This window comes from Tolypothrix sp. VBCCA 56010, from assembly GCF_050875635.1.
In the GTDB taxonomy this organism is placed as follows: domain Bacteria; phylum Cyanobacteriota; class Cyanobacteriia; order Cyanobacteriales; family Nostocaceae; genus Hassallia.
Window position 1 is genome coordinate 1 of the sequence record NZ_JBPAOH010000080.1, and the last position, 18,119, is coordinate 18,119.

Sequence of the window (18,119 nt, forward strand, 5' to 3'; positions counted from 1 at the left end):
CAATTTGATAGCTTTGCGGGAATTGGCTTTGCGGGAAGTCGCAGACAACATCGAAGAAGATGCGATCGCCTCCACCCCCGCAGGACAATTCTGTAACATTCACGAGCGGGTTTTGGTGTGCGTATCCACCTATCCCAACTCAGTACAACTATTGCGTCGCGGGGCTAGGCTTGCTAATTATATGAATGCCCCTATTTTTACAGTATTTGTCAAAGAAAAAGACCGCTTCCTCACCAAAGAAGAAAGTTTATATATCGAAACTTGTGAGAAACTGTGTAAAGAATTTGAAGGTACATTTATTCATATCAGCAGTAATGATGTGGCTGGTGCGATCGCAGAAGTCGCGAAACAATATCGCATCACCCAGATTGTAATTGGCGAAAGTCAGCGAACCCGCTGGCAAATACTCTGGAAAGGATCTTTAACACAAACGTTAGTCCGCTTGCTCAAAAACGTTGATTTACATATAATTGCCACTGAGAAAAACAATAGTACTCAGTTGTAGATACCAACGAGCAATTACCCAAATCTTTTTGTATCTCCACTTTAATTAAAAATCTAAAATCCAAAATCGAATGACTTATGTAATCGGTTTAATCAGTGGCACCTCGGTAGATGGTATAGACGCTGCCTTAGTAGATATTTCCGGCACAGATTTGGATCTGAAAATTGAGTTGTTAGCCGGAGAAACATATCCCTACCCAGCAGAACTTAGAGAGCGAATTTTAGCAGTTTGTGCTGGAAAAGCCATCTCAATGGCAGAATTGGCAGAATTAGATGATGCGATCGCGATCGCTTTTGCCCAAGCTGCCCAAAATATCCAAAACGGTCACAAGCCAGCCTCTTTAATTGGCTCCCACGGTCAAACAGTATACCATCGACCACCAGAAGGAGAGGGGGGGAAAGGGAGAGGGGGGGAGGGGGAGACAAGGGGAATTGATAACTCGCCACTGCTGTACGGGCGGGGTTCCCCCGCCCCCCTAGGTTACAGCCTGCAACTCGGACGCGGTGCTGTAATTGCTCATCTGACAGGCATTACCACTATCAGTAACTTTCGCGCCGCTGATATTGCCGCAGGTGGTCAAGGTGCGCCCCTCGTACCTAGAGTAGATGCCTATTTGCTCAGTCATCCTCAAGAAGGGCGTTGTATTCAAAATATCGGCGGTATTGGTAATGTTGCTTATATACCACCTCGTCGTGACAACTGGCTCGAAAAAATTCTCGGCTGGGATACAGGACCAGGAAACAGCTTATTAGATTTGGCGGTACATCATTTAACAGCTGGTGCGAAAACATACGATGAAAACGGCGACTGGGCAGCCAGTGGCACACCCTGTCATCCATTAGTAGAACAATGGCTAAATCAAGACTACTTTCATTTACCCCCGCCTAAATCCACCGGTCGAGAGTTATTCGGCGTTGCTTACCTGCATCAGTGTTTAAAAGACGCAGAAATATATCAACTCAGTTCTGCTGACTTGCTAGCAACTCTTACCGAACTAACCGCAGCTTCAATTGTTCACAATTACCGCACATTTTTACCGCAAATGCCAGAGCAAGTATTTTTATGTGGTGGCGGTAGTCGCAATCTTTATTTGAAGCATCGCTTGCAGATTTTATTACAATCAATCCCGGTATTAACCACAGATGAAGTCGGGTTGAGTGCCGATTTTAAAGAAGCGATCGCCTTCGCAGTTTTAGCTTATTGGCGAAACTTAGGCATCCCCGGCAACCTACCAACAGCCACAGGCGCCAGTCAAGAAGTTCTTCTAGGAGAAATTTGCTTAGGGACTAAGGACTAGGGACTAGGGACTAGGGACTAGGTATAAATTCTTCCTAGTCTCTCAAATCGTCCCCCTTGTCTCCCCCCCTCCCCCCCTCCCCCACTCCCCACTCTGCGGCTATACTGTACTTAATTTGCCAAGGCAAGGATCGTACAAGGTGGCTCATACTTTTTTATTAGAACCAGGACGCTGGACGATGCAAGGAAGTTGGCTAGAACGTAACGGAATGCCAATCAGCGTCAAGGGTATGACCTTGGTAGCCTGGAATCGAGATAACTGGTTCACAATGGCAACAAAGCTGATATTTCCAGCTAGCGATCGCCCTGACATTTCTTTCCTCTACAAAGGGCGTCTTCATGATGGAGAGCGTCAGTATACTTTTTTACTACAACATAATGTTTTGGGGCAGGTTGAAGGTGAAGGCTGGATTGCTCAAGATACAATTGTGCAGCGTTATTGGGTATTAAGCGATCGCCAACGTCGCAGTGGCTTTGAAACTTTACACCGAGTCAATAATGATAGCTACTATTTAACCAGTGGCATCCTTGTCGGTCATTTCTTAACTAGCACAATGGAAGCCAGCTTAGAGCGTCAGCCAACATAATTGGGTTTATTCACATTTTGCGAAGACGGTGAGTATAGCGATCGCATCTTAGCAGAGCCTGTTCGTGAGACATTGCTTTGTTTAGCAATTAACAGTAAAAATTTTAAAGCTAAAAATGTAAGTTATATATTCCTTCGACTAGTTTACCCAACCAGGAGCATTGAATGCCCGTAGGTCTGCCTGAATTCGTTGAAAATCCCGAAAACCGCTGCCCAGTTATTTTGTTACTTGATACTTCTGGCTCTATGTACGGTCAGCCAATCCAAGAGTTAAATCGAGGGCTTGCGGCTTTCAAAGAAGATGTACTGAGAGATTCTCAGGCATCGTTGAGTGTAGAAATGGCTATAGTCACATTTGGACCAGTGCAGCTAACCCAAGACTTCACAACCATTGACCAGTTTACACCGCCCAAGCTCGAAGCTAATGGTAATACTCCGATGGGCGAGGCGATTGAGTACGCTTTAGATTTGTTAGAAGGTCGTAAACTTACTTACAAAGAAAATGGTATTCTATACTATCGCCCTTGGATATTTTTAATTACAGATGGAGCGCCAACGGATAGTTGGCAGTATGCGTCACAACGGCTGAAAGAAGCCGAAACACAGCGCCGACTCGTGTTCTTTCCCGTTGGTGTACAGGGTGCAGATATGAAGACCCTTAGACAAATTGCCCCGCCAGAACGTCCCCCTATAATGCTGAATGGCTTAGATTTTCGTTCTTTATTCGTTTGGCTCTCTACTTCCATGAAACGGGTTTCCAGCGGCAAAGTAGGGCAAGCTGTAGCCCTCCCATCTGTGGGATGGGGTCAAATTACCACCTAGAATTTAAGGAGATTTTGTGGCTTGGAGAGCAGTTGCGCGTTTTGAGATCGGAACCAGTCATGAAAAGCAGCAGATACCCTGTCAAGATTACGGACATTATCGCATTTTGAATGATGTGATTGTCGGGGCAGTTGCAGATGGTGCTGGTAGTGCCAAATATTCTGATGTTGGCGCTAAGTTGGCAGTTGAGACAGTACTCGAATACTTGAGCAGAATTGATAAATATATCCACAAGCAAAAACGTTGCTGGGAAAGATTCTCGCAGCCATCTAAAGAACAAGCTAAAAGGCTTTTTGCCAAAACAACGAAAAAAGCGATCGCCGCTTTGCACAAACAAGCAGACAGCAGTGATTATTCAATCAATGACTTGGCTTGTACCCTCTTGGTATTCGTAGCGACTCCCCAATGGGTTGCAGCGATGCAGATTGGGGATGGATTCATGGTGGTGCGTCCCCAAGACTCAGAACATCAACTGCTTTTCAATCCAGATAAAGGCGAATTTGTCAACGAAACGACGTTTATCACTTCAGCCAATGCGTTGGATGAAATGCAGGTGGATGTGCTGCAAGGACAACAAGAGTTTATCTGTGCTTCCACGGATGGACTGGAGAAAGTGGCAATTCGTATGAGCGATTGGACACCCTTTGCACCGTTTTTTCAGCCATTAGAGGAATACCTCTGGGAAACCAAGAATCCTGAGGAGGAAAATGAGTATGTCATCAACTTCCTACAATCTGAACGGCTGAACGCTCGCACCGACGATGATAAAACCTTGCTTTTGTGCCTTTTTGATAGACAATAAAATTCAATGATTTACACCTGTGGCAGTACGGGTCAATCGATTACTTTAGGTAAAGAGATTGCTAGCGGTGGTGAGGGGATAGTTTGGCAAAGCGATCGCAACGGCTATGTAGCAAAAATTTACAAAACATTGCCAAAACTTGAGCATGTGCAGAAGCTAGAGGTGATGGTAGCGCATCCACCTAGAGAGCCAAACTCTCACCTCAACCATATTTCTTTTGCTTGGCCCAAATCGCTGTTAAAAGATGCTAATGGGAATTGTGTAGGTTTTTTGATGCCAGCGATCGCAAACGCTAAACAACTTATAGATGTTTACAATCCCCAGCGTCGTAAGCAGCAAAAACTTGAGGTAGATTGGCGTTTTCTCCATACAACAGCGCTAAATATCGCTTCAATTATCCAAGCAATTCACGCTGAAGGCTATGTAATGGGTGACATCAAGCCGGCAAATATTCTTGTCAATAATCGCGCTTTGCCTTCGATTATTGATACAGATTCGTTTCAGGTTCGCAATCTCATCACAAATAAGATTTATCGCTGTGGAGTTGGTTCTGAAGGCTTTACACCCCCGGAACTGATCGGAAAAGATTTCTCAACGATTGACCAAACGCAAGTACACGATCGCTTTCGGATAGCTCTGATTATCTATCATTTATTGTTTGGCGAAACTCCCTTTAAGGGAAACTATATAGGGACGGGGGATGCATCAGAAGAACCTGAAGAACGAATCCGTCGAGGGTTATGGCTTTATGAACCAAACAATCTCATTCAGCCAGTAGCAAACACGATTCCCCTGAATATTCTCCATCCAGAGGTTCAGCAATGTTTTCTCAAATGCTTTAATAATGGGCATACACAACCTAATTTACGCCCAAGTGCTGGAGATTGGGTTAAAGCCCTAAAAATTGCTGTCAATGAGTTAACAGTGTGTGGAAAGTTTGATAGTCACTACTACAGCCGAACTTATGGCAATTGTTATTGGTGCAAAAGAGCAAGTAAATTTAAAGTTGATATCTTTCCTGGGGTTGAAAAACCGCAACCACAATCTAGTGTTGCTGCACCAACTACCCAAAGTAACAATCAAAATACCAATCAGGTTAATACACAATTCGCTCAATCTTCTAACATTACACCAACAGCAAATACTAATCAGGTTAATGCACAAGTCGCTCAATATTTTAACAGTGAACGACAAAATAGTAACCCTGGATTTCTTCTTGGGCTTGTTATCTCTAATTTTTGTATTGTAGGCTTTACTTACTTACATTATATAGTTACTGGAGGATTTTTGAACTTTATTAGCGTGATAATTTGGTCTTTATTGGCATTAGTTTCCGGAATGATTGTTGCTTTGCCAGACCGACTAAAATTGTCTTCTATTTCCAGAGTTAATCTTGCAATAAGTGTCCCCACCCTTGGAGTTATTAATTGTTTTATAAATCCCGAATCTTTTCTCGCTGGATGGTGGTTGGTATTTCTCATAGGTTTCATAGTTATGATTATATCATTATCTCAAAATACTGCAAAAACTAATTCGACATCAAAAGTATCACCAAACCCTGCACTAACAGAAACCATTAAAGTTTTTACTCTTATTTTTGTACTTGGATCAGCACTATACACATATTCGACACTGGTAGTCCCTTTTGATACAACAGCTTTTACAAGAGTTGTACTTCAAGAAGATTTCAATAATCCTAACATTGATGACTGGTTTATAAGTGAAAATGCTGAAATAAAAAACGAAGCTCTCTTTCAACTTGTGGTTGATAGAAATATAAGTCGATGGTCTACCTGGAAAAAGAATGAGTATTTAAAAGATGTTGATTTTTCAGCAGATGTTATCAAAGTAGGTGGGCCTAATAATCCACAGTTTGGGTTGGTTGCTAGAGAGAAAGAATGTGAATTTTATTACTTACTAATTAATGGTGAGGGATATATTGAATTTGGAAAAATTGAAAGTAAAAATTGGATAATGAAGGTTAGCGATATACATAATGTTAATTTAGGTAACAGTACAAATCGATTAAGAATAGTCTGTAATGGAAATAGGATTATTGGATATGTTAATGATAAGATAATTGGAAGTTTTGAAGATGACTCGCGCTCTGACGGCGAGATTGGATTTATATCGTCGGGTGGTGAAACTGAAGGGGTTGCTGTGCAGTTTGATAATGTACTCGTTAAAGTAAAAGAAAATAATTGAAGGATTATACCTACAAGTGACTCAAGTTTTTTATCTAAATGGTAGAGAAATTTCGAGTCAAGAAACCTTTTTAAGAAAAGCTGCTGAAGCAATGAATTTTCCGGCTTACTTTGGGGTTAACTGGGATGCGTTTGATGAATGTATCACCGATTTAACATGGTGTGCGGCTGAAGGATATGTGTTATTGTACGATCGCCCTGATATCTTCGCGCAGGCTGACCCTACTCAATGGCAGATAGCACTTGACATTTTGCGCTCTGCTGAAGAATACTGGGGGACAACAAATACACCGCTGACTCTTTTTCTGCTGAATTAAATAAAGTGCGGGTGAAGCGATCGCACCTCAAGCTAAGAATATTAACCTACCGTCCAATCTTCAATTGTTAAATTAGGAACTTTTCCAAAATCCTTATGGTTGCGTGTAACTACGATACCATTGACTGAAAGAGCGATCGCGGCAATTCGCAAATCTTGCGTACCAACACGGATTCTTTGACGAACTAAATTTTTATAACAACTGTAAGCATCCTGGGTGAAATCAAGCAACTTAACATTGTTGAAGTATTTTATTCCATCCGATAATCCTTTGTAAGCCCATATCACTCGCTCAGATTGGGAAGATTGATTGATAGCGTTCAGCCATCCTCGCATTTGTTCTTCAAATGTAACAACTGTTACAGCAATATTTTCTGGATTAATTTGGTTTATACGCTGCTTTATAAGTGGATGATCGTTTTGAAAAAGCGTCAGATGATCGGTATCAAGTATCCACAGGTTCACTTTACTTTATCCTCTGCATCGAGTTGCTGGTAATATTCCTCCATTTCTGCATCAAGTTTACGGCGTTCGGCTTCTATATAAGCCTGCACCTCATCAAAAAGCGGATTATCTTTATACATACCAGCAAATTTCATCCAAGGATGTTCGGCTTTGGGAGGTTCGATTTTCATAGAGACGATTTCGGCTTTAGCCAAACGCTCAGTCAAGCGCTCATATAAACTTGTTAAAGCTTCTTCTTTAGTAGCACCTATGGCTTGACAATCTGGTAAACCTATTACCGTTGCACTAAACCCACCATATTTTTCATCTTCAATCAGTACATCATAAGTCAACTTAGACGACTTTCGGCGAGGAGATGTTAAAAAAGATAAATTCATAATATTATTTACCTCAAAGGTTATCTTGATTCTAACTAACAAAAAGGTACATCACGCCGGCTTATTCTTGGGTAAAATAAAGGCATTTACGCTGACAAGCGATCGCTACAATAGCTTTCAATAAGTAATTTAGTAGCTTTGAGCAAAATGATTTTGCGGTACTAGTTACATTTGTCTGTTTTTCTCTGCCGATAGTGACAAGCATAGAGATAACAACCAAAAATCCCTAATGACTAATAATTATTGGGTGAAGATTGGGCAAAATAAATCCGAGTCAAAGCTCCCAATAGTACTAAACATCAAAGTAAATATACTAATTGGTTTTTTTGATTCAACTTTCCAACCCGTATACTTACTTATCCAACGGATAGGTATTACACCCAATTGTAGTTTTATTAGAGTCAAATTTTCTATGTCAGACCCCAACATTAATCGTTACTTGTGCAAACGTTACCAGCTTCAGGAGTTAATTGGTACTGGAGCAATGGGTCGGGTTTATCGTGCGAAAGACGTTTTGTTGGGAGGTGTACCTGTTGCCGTTAAATTTCTCGCCTTATCAATGCAAAATGAAAAGATGCGATTGCAAGACCGCTTTGAGCGAGAAGCAAAAACTTGTGCTTTAGTCGGACAAAAAAGCATCCACATTGTTCGCGTGATGGACTATGGCGTAGATGAGAATAATACCCCGTTCTACGTTATGGAATACCTGCACGGAAAAAACTTGAGTCATGTCATCCGCAACCAACAGATGACTTTACCCACTTTTTTAAGTATGACGCGGCAAATCTGTTTGGGGTTGCAGTGCGCTCATGATGGCATTTTAGTTGATGGTAAAGTCTGCCCAATTATCCACCGGGATATCAAGCCCAGCAACATGCTGGTGATTAGTGACCCTAGTTTTGGTGAGTTAGTCAAGATTCTCGATTTTGGAATTGCTAAGTTATTACAATCAGATAGCAATCATACTAACTACTATTTAGGTACGCTGGCTTATTCTTCTCCAGAACAAATGGAGGGCAAAGAACTTGATAACCGCTCAGATATTTATAGTTTGGGCGTGATGATGTTTGAAATGCTCACAGGTAAAATGCCTCTAGCCGCACCAACACACTCTTTTGGAGCATGGTATAAAGTACATCACTATCAACAACCGCGTTCTTTCAGTGAATTTGTGCCCAAAGACTTAGTACCAAAGGAATTGGAGAATTTGATTATGAGTTGTCTAGCCAAAACAGTTAATTCGCGTCCTCAAAATATCAGTGAAATCCTCAAGGTTTTGGCATCTCTAGAACAAAGTTACAGTCTTAGCACTCAGCAAGATATCCAAGCTTCAACTAAGTTGCTTGCTGTTCCAGCCTCTTTCGAGCCGAAGACTAAGATAGATTTGCGTCCGTCCTTCTCAACCGATGAACTGGCTCGTGTCACTTCTTGGCCCCAAAATAAACCGAATGCCGATATTGTTTTTCCCCAACCCATCCGTGTCAATGGCAATATTTGTCCGGCTCTGTGGGTGATGTTACCCAAACAGGAAATTGAAAATCGCTTAATTTGTACTCGTTACAATCAATTTCTTTTTATTACTTCTCCTCACCCGATGCTGCTGTGGATTACCGTCATTTACAACCGCAAACATGGTGCTAAATGGCTGCCTTATTATCTCGACCTCAAAACAAGTGTTGGTCAAGAAATTACCCGCTTACTGGGCAATACAGGTCACTATCGGCTTTTGTTCTTCGCACGGGAGGCTCCCCAAAGTTGTGCTCATATCCAATTTTCAAGCATCGCCCCCGCCCAACGCCAACGACTTCAACAATGGGTAACAATTAGCACCACACTTGTGTCATCTGTCGATCCGCAAATTAGTAAAAATTTACTCAAAAACGAGTATGAAAAGATTAAGCCGCAAATTTTGGCAAAGCTCGAACTAATTGATACTGATTCACCGTTCGACCTTTGCGACCAAGTTTCAATCTGAGTGAATATTAATTTTTGTAAAGAAAATATGTAACTTGCAAGATATCGTTATAAAAGATATAAATAGTGAAGTTAAAAATGGCTTTCGCAAAGTCTGGTTGGATTTACGCTGCGGTTTGCTCTCTTTGAGAATCCAGCGAATGAATGTAAGTATAAACGTGTAATTTTTGCTCTGGGTGCTGCAAAACAAATTAATGACATTTGTTTAATGCACATGCAAAGCTAACCTAAAAACTACAATCAGTTGAAACTACATCAAGAATGTAGTTATAATACTTTTCTGGTTGAGTTTTCGCTCTTTTAATTGTGTGATTTGAGTTGCCTATCGAGTTGACGCCCCAAACATCCCCAGCTTTTTTCCTCCTTGGAACCGAGCAAGAGAAGGAGGTCGCCCACTGCGACACGAGAACTACTCTATGCCATAGCGGAACCGGAATCTAAGCCCCACTGATGCTTGAGAAGCTCTTTATAAGTTGCTTCACGCACAACCATTTGTTCGTAAAGCTTAACCAAAAAGTCTTGAGCTTGTTCGTGGCTCATGTGCTGCACTTGAGTAGCAAATGAGCGGATATTAAATTGCTGTTCCAGGGATAATTCAATTGGCTGATTCATAATTAACTCCAAAAGACAACGAATACAAGTTATGTCGTTTACAGAAGCCCTAATCGGTTAGTAGATGGACATCAAATTGTCGTACATTTGTTCCTCCGTATTAAAAAAGATAACAATTGTTTGACAGATTGCCCATACCCCAAGTTAGGTATTTTTTGGTGATTTATCTTGCATCTACACCTACTGATATATAACTCAAGTCTGTTGAAGCAGATTTCGGAAATATTCAGAGATTTGCAAGTGGCAATGGTATAACTTCCTTTTTTCGTCCGGGGAAAGGGACGATTAAAGGCTGTAATCGTGAATTATATTCGCGATACCAGAGAAAGTGCAAGATGTCAATTAACCAAATTAGATAAATTTAGCCTCTGAAGTAAATCCAGAGGCTAAATTTATTTGTATCAAGTTGTCAAGAAAAAAAAAGCTCAACCTGAACAAAATGCTGAGTATATGTACCAACTGGGGAGTGGGGCATGGGGCATGGGGAATGGGGAAAGAGGAAAAGCCCAATGCGCGATGACGGCAGGTGCTTCAAGCCGGGAAACCCGTCCAACGCACTGCCTCCCCAATGCCCAATGCGCGATGCCCAATTCCCAATTTAATCGAGTGCGACGATGACAATGGTGATATTATCGTGTCCGCCTTGCTCTTTTGCGGCTTCAACTAAAGCGATCGCAGCTTTGTCAATTAAAGGGCTTTGTTGGAGGTAATAAGCAATTTTTTCATCGATAAGCTCTTCTGTTAGACCGTCACTGCACAATAGCAAGCGATCACCTGATTGAATATCCAATTGTCTCACATCAACTTGATGTAGGTCTTCACGTCCCAAACAGCGCGATAACACATGACGGAATGGATGATTGCGGGCTTCATCTGGGGTGATATCACCAACTTTAATTGCCCGTGCTACCCAGGTATGGTCTTCAGTTATCTGGGCTAATTTAGAATCGCGGAAACGGTACAATCTCGAATCGCCAACGTGAGCTGCCCAAGGTGGCTCTCCAGAGCGAAAAATCACCGCTACAACCGTTGTCCCCATATCAGCGCGTTCTTGGTGATCTTGCTGATCGTGCAAAATCGCATCATTTGCTTGGTTTAAAGCTTCCTCTAGCAATTGGGCGCAAGGTTTAGAAGAATCCCAATTTGCTGACAAATATGCCTTAATTTGCCCAGTTGCAATGCGACTTGCTTCTTCGCCTCCTGCATGACCACCCATACCGTCAGCAACGACGAAAAATCGTCCTTCTGGGTCAATATAGTAAGCATCCTGGTTATTAGAACGAATAAGTCCGGGGTCACTAACACCGGTAAAGTTAAGTTTCATAAAATTTTGCAACCAACAATTAATACATACGGTCATTACGGTCGAGGCGTAAAAGCAGGCGAATCAGCACAACTGAGACTCCGGCAGCAATTAAACCAGGAAGCAATGCTAACCATACATAATGATTCACTAAGAGAATCGTAGCAGAAACAGTAAATCCACTGATAATCAGAGCATAGCTTATTCCTAGCTGAATATTGCTTTGTCGGCGCAGCAGGCGATCTGTTTCAGGCGATCGCACGCGTACCCGCACATCTCCCCGTTCCAGTTTTTCTAGTGTATCTTCTAATCTACGTGGTAGTCCTAATGCGGTACTGCTGACTTGAGCTGCTTGCCGACTTAATTCATTGAGAAAACTATTGCCATCATTACCATTCGTATTCGTCATAAGCTTCATTGCATATGGTTTGGCAACTTCCATAAAGTTAAATTCTGGGTCTAAGCCTTTACCGACTCCCTCTAAAGTAGAGAAAGCTCGCATCACAAATGTGAAAGTTGCGGGAAATCTAAATGGCTGATCGTAAGCTATTTCATAAAGATCGTCACTAATTGATGCCACAGACTGATTCTCAAACGGCTGATCCATGAAATGATCGAGCATATACTGGACACTGCGTCGCACAGGTCCCATATCATCTACTGGTGCTAATGCTCCCAAATCGATGAGAGATTGGACAACGCGATCGCCATCTTTAGAAGCAATCCCAAACAACGTTTCCATCAGTCCATCACGAATGTTGGACTTAATCCGCCCCATCATCCCGAAATCGTAGAAAATCAAAGAACCATCCGGACTGACAGCAACATTACCAGGGTGGGGATCGGCATGGAAAAAGCCATTATCAAGCAACTGGTGCAGATAAGCTTCCGCACCTTGACGAGCCACAGCTTTGCGGTCTATACCCGCCGCTTCTAAAGCTTCGTATTGACTTATTTTAATACCTGGGAGATACTCTAGAGTCAGCACTCGCGGCGAAGTGTAGCGCCAGTAAACTCGCGGCACCTTCACCCAATCGTAGCTGCGAAAATTGCGGCGAAAAGTATCCGCATTGCGACCTTCATTGAGATAATCAACTTCTTCCCAAAGAATGCGGCAACACTCTTCATAAATACCAATCCAATCTCGTCCGCGTCCCCATTTGGGATGATTTTGAAAATAACGTGTAATGCCTTTGAGAATTTTTAAATCAATTTCAAAAAGCTTCTTGAGTCCAGGACGTTGCACCTTGACAACAACAGATTCCCCCGAATGCAACACAGCTTTATGAACTTGACCCAAACTGGCAGCAGCTAAAGGAATCGGCTCAAAACTGTGAAAAAGTTCGGGAATTTTCTTGCCTAGCTCTTGCTCAATAATCGCTTCTACCTTCTCATAGCTAAATGCCGGCACTTTGTCTTGTAACTTTGCCAATTCTTCGACATATTCGACCGGGAATATATCAGCACGAGTAGAAAAAAGTTGTCCAACTTTAATAAAAGTTGGACCCAAATCTAGCAGGGTAGTGCGAATCCAAATCGCTTGTGCCTTGCGTCTGCCTGCTTGCTTTGTCTCACTGACTCCACCTGGATAACTCCAAGATTTGTTATAGAGCCAAAGCCTGAACATCAAAGTTAAGACAAAACCCCAAATGTCTACAAAGCGCCGTCTACTAGAGTAGTTATCGCGATTCCAACGGTATGCTTTATCTGAATAACCCTTTTCCATATGCCGTGTGTACCGCTGGTTTTTGACTAAATTACCAGGAAGAAAAGACACTCTGATTCCTAAACTGTTTTTAATAATTCTTAGTTGTTGAGTTGTTGGTTGATAGTTGTTGGTTGTTAGTTGGGGAATTGTTAGTTGTTAGTTGTTGGTTGTCCTCATAACTACTAACTACTAACTCCTAACTCCTAACTCCTAACTACGAACTACTAACTACTAACTCCTAACTCCTACCCAGCAAAATTGCTGCGATATCGTTGTAATTCGGTTCGCAACAGAGCAATATCTGCTCGCAGTTCATCAATCGTTGCTTGCACATCAACTGAAGTAGAACCAGTTTGTGTACTTCCTGTAGTGTATGTACTAGCACCCGCAGCTTCTGCGGCTTGATTTGCCCGCTCTAAAACTTCTTCTGTAAACGATCGCAGCTGCTCTCTAGCTTCAGCATCAAATTTACCAAGTTCACTCAAAGCGTCGGTTATAGCGACTTCTACGCGCTCATTCAGGATTTCCGCTACCGCTCTACCAACGAAAAAGGCTTGCACAAGGGGGTTACTCATAAATTTTTGTTACGCTCATCCGCAAGAGAATTATAGCTTGCCTGTCTGCTTTACCGCTTCTGCTTTTAGTACTGGGCTTTTATTAAAGCGACATCCGCCAATGGGTGAAGCATAATTTATGCTTAAGTATGCCTCGGTTGTCGCATTGTGATTGCACTTTCTCAAAATCCTTGGATTGCTTTGTTTTTTGAGAATATTATCGAAAATAATGCTTTTGCAGTGATTAAGGAATATGGTTTACCCCGCCTTCGTTACTAATTTAGTATAAATTTGATTTAGACTACTTAGTTATTCTGCTTCTATGCAACATTTAAAATTCCGAGAATGTTTCAAAATAAACGTATTGTTATTTTTGATTAAATCACCAGTAATTTTTACTGGTAAGCGTTCTTGATACGCTTTAATAGCCCAGATGTAATCATGCTCATTAAGTTCGGTTTTAATTTTACGCAGCCGATCAAAAACAACGCCTTGTAATGTAATTTCTCCACTTAATTTATCAACATCTGGAGTTTTAATCTGCGTAACTATACCTGAAATTGTAATATCTGGGACATTCTCAATAAGTTCACTTAAAATCTCTATTTGAGAACGATTCTCTACTTCTTCTAATATTTTGATAGCATCGCTGATTCTTGCAGCGTAATCACCTAAACTTTGGCGCAAAGGTAGCAAAATTTCAAATTCGCCCCCTAATGGTACATTTTTTAGCCAAATAGTGGCATTATCAAGAAAGGGGCGGTCTTCATGCCAGCCTGAAGAAAGTAGGTAATTCTTTAGTTGTTGTGGTTCTACGCATTTAAGAATGGACGCATCCCGTACCGTCACTTTCATGGTTTTACTCCTTGACCAATGCCTTGCATAATTGACTGAAGAGCAACGACTGTGAATTGATTAGTTTTTGGTATCGTGATAGTCACAGTTGTTGAATTTTGGGTTTGGGGCATTCCTCGCAGTGATACCCAATATCCGCAATACTTCATACAAAGTTCTTGTTCAGACTGTTGCAACCAGTCTGCTAGGTTCTCAGGTATCAAAATTACAACTAAAATTCTAGGAATGGCAAAGTTGGTTATTCTTAAATCATCATAATTTTTCAGTTTGATGGGGTAGCGGATAGCGTTTTCATCAAGGACATCTGTTGATGTTGATTTTAACTGCAATTCTAATCTTGGAGAGCAGATGCTTCCAATATTGCCTCTAACAGCAATACCTAAATCTACAGGCGATCGCATATTAATATCTATATGATATTATTAAAAAAAGGAGATGATTTATATGCTTTACAAAACAAATATTATTATCGAAAAAGATGAGAATGGATATTATGCTTATTGTCCAGAACTTCCTGGATGTCAATCTCAAGGAGATTCTCTAGAAGAGGTAAGAGAAAATATCACAGAAGCAGTTGAACTTTATCTAGAAACTTTATCAGAGTCAGAAAAACAGGCACTTTTAAACAAGGAAATACTAACTATGACTTTAGAGGTGCAAGTTGCCTAAACAACCGCGTCTCAATCCTAAGGAAGCGGAAAAACTCTTATTAGATGCTGGCTTTATCCAGATTAGAAGCAAAGGCAGTCATAGAGTTTATCGCTTAGAGGACGTTAGGGTTGTGATTCCTTTTCATTCAGGCAAAGTTTTACACCCAAAGATAGTTCAACAGGTTATGCAAGCTATCAAACCTACTGACAATCATATTGTTGAAGACACTTCTGATGATAGTGAGTAAGCTAGTAAGTGCATAATTATGTATGATTTATACTTGGATAATGTTGTAATAAAAATTCCTCAGCAGAAATGCGATCGCCTACAACTCCATCCAATGTAGCAGCAAGCAAATCATCCAACATTTGCCGAAATTGCGGTCCCGGTTTATACCCCAATCTTTTTAAATCATTGCCATTCAAAATCGGCTGAACGTTAGCCCATACTGTCAAATATTGCCAAATTTTCCGCCGGAGCGATCGCGCACTTTGCACCGCAATTAAAATTAACATTGGTAAGTCATATTTTCGCAGCAATTGCACTACTTGACTCGGACGCTGGAAAGTTGGTAATAATGTCATTACCTCAGCTTCAGCAGATGTTAAATTTTCTAACCTTTTGATACTATCTTCTGGAAATTGCAGATTTTTTGCTACCTTACCGCGATATTCTGGTGTTAGATGGGCGATGATAGCTTCTAAACGCATTTGCCAGTGAATCAAACTTTGCTGAGTATCAAATCGTCGCAAACAGCGTTCTAATAAACGTAATTGCCGCAATAATTCTTCATCTAACTTTAGTGTAGGATGAATGCATTGCAACGCCCCTAAATTATCGAGTAACTGTAAAGCATCTTTCCAATAATGCGCTTCTAAGATATGCTTTAATTCGGCTTTGAGTCGAGTTTGTAAAGCTGGAGTTTTGCTATTTTGTTGGACAGTGCGATCGTAAATGCCGCTGTTAATCGCATAACGAATATACGCTTCTGTTTGCGGTTCAATTTGAAATTTAAAGCGTACAGCAAAGCGGACACCGCGATAAATGCGCGTCGGATCTTCGATAAAACTGTTGACGTGTAAAACGCGAATTTGCTTTGCTTGTAAATCTAGCAAACCGCCGAAAAAATCGAGTAATTCACCAGCGCGGGGAGAAGTTAATCGTAGCGCGATCGCATTAATCGTAAAATCTCGTCGATACAAATCTTGACGAATCGAACTCGCTTCTACTTCCGGATTCGCCGCCGGATAAGGATAAAATTCAGTTCTAGCAGTAGCAATATCCACCCACAAAGAGTCTAATTCTGGGTCATTATGCCACAGCAAAGCCGCAGTTTGAAAAGCGCCATGAATTTCTAAACGTGCATTAGAATAAACTTGCTGAAGCGTATGTGCTAATTCTACACCAGCACCGACTTCTGCTGATTTGTGAAAGCCATCAACTACAAGGTCAATATCTTTAATCATCAAAGCACTTGCAGATTCTTCAGCTAATAATAAATCTCGCACCGCACCCCCAACTAAATAAAGATGCCAACCGCGTTTTTCTGCTTCTTTTGATGCTAAGTTAAGTAATTGCCAAAGTTGCGGCGCAAGTTTATCTTGCAATTGAGAAATAACAATACTTTCCCCCCCTCTCCCCTTCCCCCTCTCCCCCCCTCCTCTTTCTTCCCCTTGATGTAATTCCCGCAAAACATCAGTGCGGGTGACAATTCCCAATAATTGCTTATCTTGCAACACTGGTAAGCGTCCGATATCATATGTCACCATCAGCGCTTCGATTTCGGGGAGTGTCGTATCTGGTGTAATTGTTTTCAGGTTAGTTGTCATGTAGCCTTTAACTGGTGCATGACTAAACCCGTGATGCAAAGCAATATCTAAATCTCGGCGAGAAATTATACCTACTAATTGTGCTTCAGCATCGACGACAGATAAACCAGAATGTCCGTAGCGCAACAAAATGCGCTGTGCTTCTTCGATTGTAGTTTCTGGAAGGATGGTGCGGACTGGAGAGGACATTAAATCTCTCGCTGTGGGAGGATGAGGAATATTAGCTTTTATGCTGTCAATAAGTTGGTTTAATATGACTTGTGGATCTACTCCGCGCAGGTTGACCGATGTAGCTTGAGAATGTCCGCCACCGCCTAAAGGTTCAAATAATTCGTGAAGATTAACGTTCTTGATTTGCGATCGCCCAATCACGGTTAACCGCGATTCGTTTTCCGCTGGATATTCATTTGCCAGCAGTAAAGCATCAATTTCGGTTAACGTCATTAGCTGCGAGGCAAGACTTGATAACCCAGGCACAAATTTATCTGTTTTCAGAATCACCCAGGCGATCGCATATCCCCGTATGCATATAGATTGCAATTTGTCTATAGCTTGAGTTAACAATTGCTGCAATTGTACGGATAAACCCGGATCTAGATACTCAGCAATTACCGACAAGCTAGCGCCTTGTTGCATCAACCAAGCCAAAGCTAAAGCATCTCGCGGGGTGCTAGAGTCAAAGGTGAGAGAGCCAGTATCAACATGAATACCCAAAGCCATGACAGTGGCTTGGGCAGGAGTGAGGGAAATTTCTTGCTTTTGTAATAGTTCCACCATTAAAGTTGTGGTGGCTCCGACAGAAGAAATATGCGCGACCGTGGCGGGAATATCTGATTCTTGCCCGATGTGATGGTCATAAACTATGATTTCTTTTAAGTTGGGTAAATCTAACCATTCGGCAGCTTTACCCAGGCGATCGCGTTGTTGCGTATCCACCACGCTTATAGAGCGAATTTTTTCTGGATTGACCGAACGCCGTTCAATCAACGGATATTCATCGCGATGCAACGCCAAAAAATCCCTTACAGGTGGATGAGAACCGCCAGTCAGCACAATCAAGCTTCCTGGTAGCAAGCGCGTTAGCCCTACCGCTGCTCCTAACGCATCAAAATCAGCTGTAGTGTGGCAAAGAATTAAGTCCATAGTTAAGAGTCAATAGTCAACAGTCAATAGTCAACAGTCAAGGATCAATTTTTAGACTAATGACTAAATGCTTACAATTGCTACTAGCTTACAGCTGGGAAAGATTTTAAGTGTTGC

Annotated in this window: 20 protein-coding genes; 11 read left to right on the forward strand and 9 right to left on the reverse strand. The window is 41.6% G+C overall.

Features of this window, described 5'->3' with window-relative positions; all coding sequences use genetic code 11:
* From AABK37_RS24090 to AABK37_RS24120, 7 genes are all read left to right on the forward strand, one after another.
* Nucleotides 1–505, forward strand: a 505-nt coding sequence (locus AABK37_RS24090; protein WP_432554052.1) for a universal stress protein, incomplete at its 5' end; no start/stop codon positions are given.
* A gap of 70 nt (nt 506–575) precedes the next feature.
* Nucleotides 576–1,802 carry an anhydro-N-acetylmuramic acid kinase gene (locus tag AABK37_RS24095; protein ID WP_432554053.1) on the forward strand — a complete coding sequence of 409 codons (1,227 nt, stop codon included), beginning with the start codon at nt 576–578 and terminating at the stop codon, nt 1,800–1,802.
* Nucleotides 1,803–1,941: 139 nt separating this feature from the next.
* Nucleotides 1,942–2,388, forward strand: a complete 447-nt coding sequence (locus tag AABK37_RS24100) for a hypothetical protein (RefSeq protein ID WP_432554054.1) — start codon at nt 1,942–1,944, stop codon at nt 2,386–2,388.
* Nucleotides 2,389–2,552: 164 nt separating this feature from the next.
* A complete protein-coding gene (locus AABK37_RS24105; RefSeq protein WP_432554055.1) occupies nt 2,553–3,209 on the forward strand; it encodes a vWA domain-containing protein in 657 nt (218 codons plus the stop codon).
* Between the two features lie 16 nt (nt 3,210–3,225).
* Nucleotides 3,226–4,011 carry a PP2C family serine/threonine-protein phosphatase gene (locus AABK37_RS24110; protein ID WP_432554056.1) on the forward strand — a complete coding sequence of 262 codons (786 nt, stop codon included), beginning with the start codon at nt 3,226–3,228 and terminating at the stop codon, nt 4,009–4,011.
* 6 nt (nt 4,012–4,017) lie between these two features.
* Nucleotides 4,018–6,216 (forward strand): protein kinase domain-containing protein, encoded by a 2,199-nt coding sequence (locus tag AABK37_RS24115; protein ID WP_432554057.1) that lies wholly within the window; start codon nt 4,018–4,020, stop codon nt 6,214–6,216.
* A gap of 16 nt (nt 6,217–6,232) precedes the next feature.
* Nucleotides 6,233–6,532: a barstar family protein gene (locus tag AABK37_RS24120; protein WP_432554058.1), complete on the forward strand. Its 300-nt coding sequence runs from the start codon at nt 6,233–6,235 to the stop codon at nt 6,530–6,532.
* 41 nt (nt 6,533–6,573) lie between these two features.
* Here AABK37_RS24120 and AABK37_RS24125 read toward each other — a convergent pair whose 3' ends face one another.
* Both AABK37_RS24125 and AABK37_RS24130 read right to left on the reverse strand, forming a co-directional pair.
* Nucleotides 6,574–6,996, reverse strand: a complete 423-nt coding sequence (locus tag AABK37_RS24125; RefSeq protein ID WP_432554059.1) for a type II toxin-antitoxin system VapC family toxin — start codon at nt 6,994–6,996, stop codon at nt 6,574–6,576.
* On the reverse strand, nt 6,993–7,373 hold the full coding sequence (locus tag AABK37_RS24130) for a type II toxin-antitoxin system HicB family antitoxin (RefSeq protein WP_432554060.1): 381 nt from the start codon (nt 7,371–7,373) through the stop codon (nt 6,993–6,995). Before AABK37_RS24130 ends, AABK37_RS24125 begins: the two co-directional genes overlap by 4 nt.
* A gap of 412 nt (nt 7,374–7,785) precedes the next feature.
* Here AABK37_RS24130 and AABK37_RS24135 point away from each other — a divergent pair, with 412 nt between their 5' ends.
* The gene (locus AABK37_RS24135; RefSeq protein ID WP_432554061.1) at nt 7,786–9,348 is read left to right on the forward strand and encodes a serine/threonine-protein kinase; all 1,563 of its coding nucleotides are present in this window, start codon (nt 7,786–7,788) and stop codon (nt 9,346–9,348) included.
* Nucleotides 9,349–9,761: 413 nt separating this feature from the next.
* On the opposite strand, the gene AABK37_RS24140 is transcribed toward AABK37_RS24135, so the two are convergent.
* Nucleotides 9,762–9,959, reverse strand: a complete 198-nt coding sequence (locus AABK37_RS24140; protein ID WP_039740518.1) for an NblA/ycf18 family protein — start codon at nt 9,957–9,959, stop codon at nt 9,762–9,764.
* A 473-nt stretch (nt 9,960–10,432) separates the two neighbouring features.
* Here AABK37_RS24140 and AABK37_RS24145 point away from each other — a divergent pair, with 473 nt between their 5' ends.
* Entirely contained in the window at nt 10,433–10,561 is a 129-nt protein-coding gene (locus AABK37_RS24145) for a hypothetical protein (RefSeq protein WP_432554062.1), read from the forward strand.
* Here the strand turns inward: AABK37_RS24145 and AABK37_RS24150 are convergent.
* From AABK37_RS24150 to AABK37_RS24170, 5 genes are all read right to left on the reverse strand, one after another.
* Nucleotides 10,558–11,283, reverse strand: a complete 726-nt coding sequence (locus AABK37_RS24150) for a Stp1/IreP family PP2C-type Ser/Thr phosphatase (RefSeq protein WP_432554063.1) — start codon at nt 11,281–11,283, stop codon at nt 10,558–10,560. The two genes, AABK37_RS24145 and AABK37_RS24150, sit on opposite strands and share 4 nt — an antisense overlap.
* Before the next feature lie 19 nt (nt 11,284–11,302).
* Complete coding sequence (locus tag AABK37_RS24155) at nt 11,303–12,988, reverse strand: ABC1 kinase family protein (protein ID WP_432554084.1); 1,686 nt, start codon at nt 12,986–12,988, stop codon at nt 11,303–11,305.
* A 227-nt stretch (nt 12,989–13,215) separates the two neighbouring features.
* Nucleotides 13,216–13,545, reverse strand: a complete 330-nt coding sequence (locus tag AABK37_RS24160; RefSeq protein WP_432554064.1) for a DUF6825 family protein — start codon at nt 13,543–13,545, stop codon at nt 13,216–13,218.
* A 288-nt stretch (nt 13,546–13,833) separates the two neighbouring features.
* A complete protein-coding gene (locus AABK37_RS24165) occupies nt 13,834–14,379 on the reverse strand; it encodes a hypothetical protein (RefSeq protein ID WP_432554065.1) in 546 nt (181 codons plus the stop codon).
* Nucleotides 14,376–14,780, reverse strand: a complete 405-nt coding sequence (locus AABK37_RS24170; RefSeq protein ID WP_432554066.1) for a DUF4365 domain-containing protein — start codon at nt 14,778–14,780, stop codon at nt 14,376–14,378. The genes AABK37_RS24165 and AABK37_RS24170 overlap by 4 nt, the downstream gene beginning before the upstream one ends.
* A 43-nt stretch (nt 14,781–14,823) precedes the next feature.
* On the opposite strand from AABK37_RS24170, the gene AABK37_RS24175 reads away from it, so the two are divergent.
* Together AABK37_RS24175 and AABK37_RS24180 are read left to right on the forward strand one after the other, a co-directional pair.
* Nucleotides 14,824–15,048, forward strand: coding sequence for a type II toxin-antitoxin system HicB family antitoxin (locus tag AABK37_RS24175; protein ID WP_432554067.1), 225 nt, complete (start codon nt 14,824–14,826; stop codon nt 15,046–15,048).
* Nucleotides 15,041–15,277 carry a type II toxin-antitoxin system HicA family toxin gene (locus AABK37_RS24180; protein WP_432554068.1) on the forward strand — a complete coding sequence of 79 codons (237 nt, stop codon included), beginning with the start codon at nt 15,041–15,043 and terminating at the stop codon, nt 15,275–15,277. The genes AABK37_RS24175 and AABK37_RS24180 overlap by 8 nt, the downstream gene beginning before the upstream one ends.
* A 16-nt stretch (nt 15,278–15,293) precedes the next feature.
* Here AABK37_RS24180 and AABK37_RS24185 read toward each other — a convergent pair whose 3' ends face one another.
* Nucleotides 15,294–18,002 carry a CBS domain-containing protein gene (locus AABK37_RS24185; protein ID WP_432554069.1) on the reverse strand — a complete coding sequence of 903 codons (2,709 nt, stop codon included), beginning with the start codon at nt 18,000–18,002 and terminating at the stop codon, nt 15,294–15,296.
* Nucleotides 18,003–18,119 lie beyond the last annotated feature (117 nt).

What these genes read in the sequence shown, in the direction of transcription:
- AABK37_RS24095 (WP_432554053.1), top strand. Translation starts at nt 576, where the DNA reads ATGACTTATGTAATCGGTTTAATCAGTGGCACCTCGGTAGATGGTATA.
- AABK37_RS24105 (WP_432554055.1), top strand. Translation starts at nt 2,553, where the DNA reads ATGCCCGTAGGTCTGCCTGAATTCGTTGAAAATCCCGAAAACCGCTGC.
- AABK37_RS24115 (WP_432554057.1), top strand. Translation starts at nt 4,018, where the DNA reads ATGATTTACACCTGTGGCAGTACGGGTCAATCGATTACTTTAGGTAAA.
- AABK37_RS24130 (WP_432554060.1), bottom strand. Translation starts at nt 7,373, where the DNA reads ATGAATTTATCTTTTTTAACATCTCCTCGCCGAAAGTCGTCTAAGTTG.
- AABK37_RS24135 (WP_432554061.1), top strand. Translation starts at nt 7,786, where the DNA reads ATGTCAGACCCCAACATTAATCGTTACTTGTGCAAACGTTACCAGCTT.
- AABK37_RS24140 (WP_039740518.1), bottom strand. Translation starts at nt 9,959, where the DNA reads ATGAATCAGCCAATTGAATTATCCCTGGAACAGCAATTTAATATCCGC.
- AABK37_RS24145 (WP_432554062.1), top strand. Translation starts at nt 10,433, where the DNA reads ATGGGGCATGGGGAATGGGGAAAGAGGAAAAGCCCAATGCGCGATGAC.
- AABK37_RS24150 (WP_432554063.1), bottom strand. Translation starts at nt 11,283, where the DNA reads ATGAAACTTAACTTTACCGGTGTTAGTGACCCCGGACTTATTCGTTCT.
- AABK37_RS24155 (WP_432554084.1), bottom strand. Translation starts at nt 12,988, where the DNA reads ATGGAAAAGGGTTATTCAGATAAAGCATACCGTTGGAATCGCGATAAC.
- AABK37_RS24160 (WP_432554064.1), bottom strand. Translation starts at nt 13,545, where the DNA reads ATGAGTAACCCCCTTGTGCAAGCCTTTTTCGTTGGTAGAGCGGTAGCG.
- AABK37_RS24165 (WP_432554065.1), bottom strand. Translation starts at nt 14,379, where the DNA reads ATGAAAGTGACGGTACGGGATGCGTCCATTCTTAAATGCGTAGAACCA.
- AABK37_RS24170 (WP_432554066.1), bottom strand. Translation starts at nt 14,780, where the DNA reads ATGCGATCGCCTGTAGATTTAGGTATTGCTGTTAGAGGCAATATTGGA.
- AABK37_RS24175 (WP_432554067.1), top strand. Translation starts at nt 14,824, where the DNA reads ATGCTTTACAAAACAAATATTATTATCGAAAAAGATGAGAATGGATAT.
- AABK37_RS24185 (WP_432554069.1), bottom strand. Translation starts at nt 18,002, where the DNA reads ATGGACTTAATTCTTTGCCACACTACAGCTGATTTTGATGCGTTAGGA.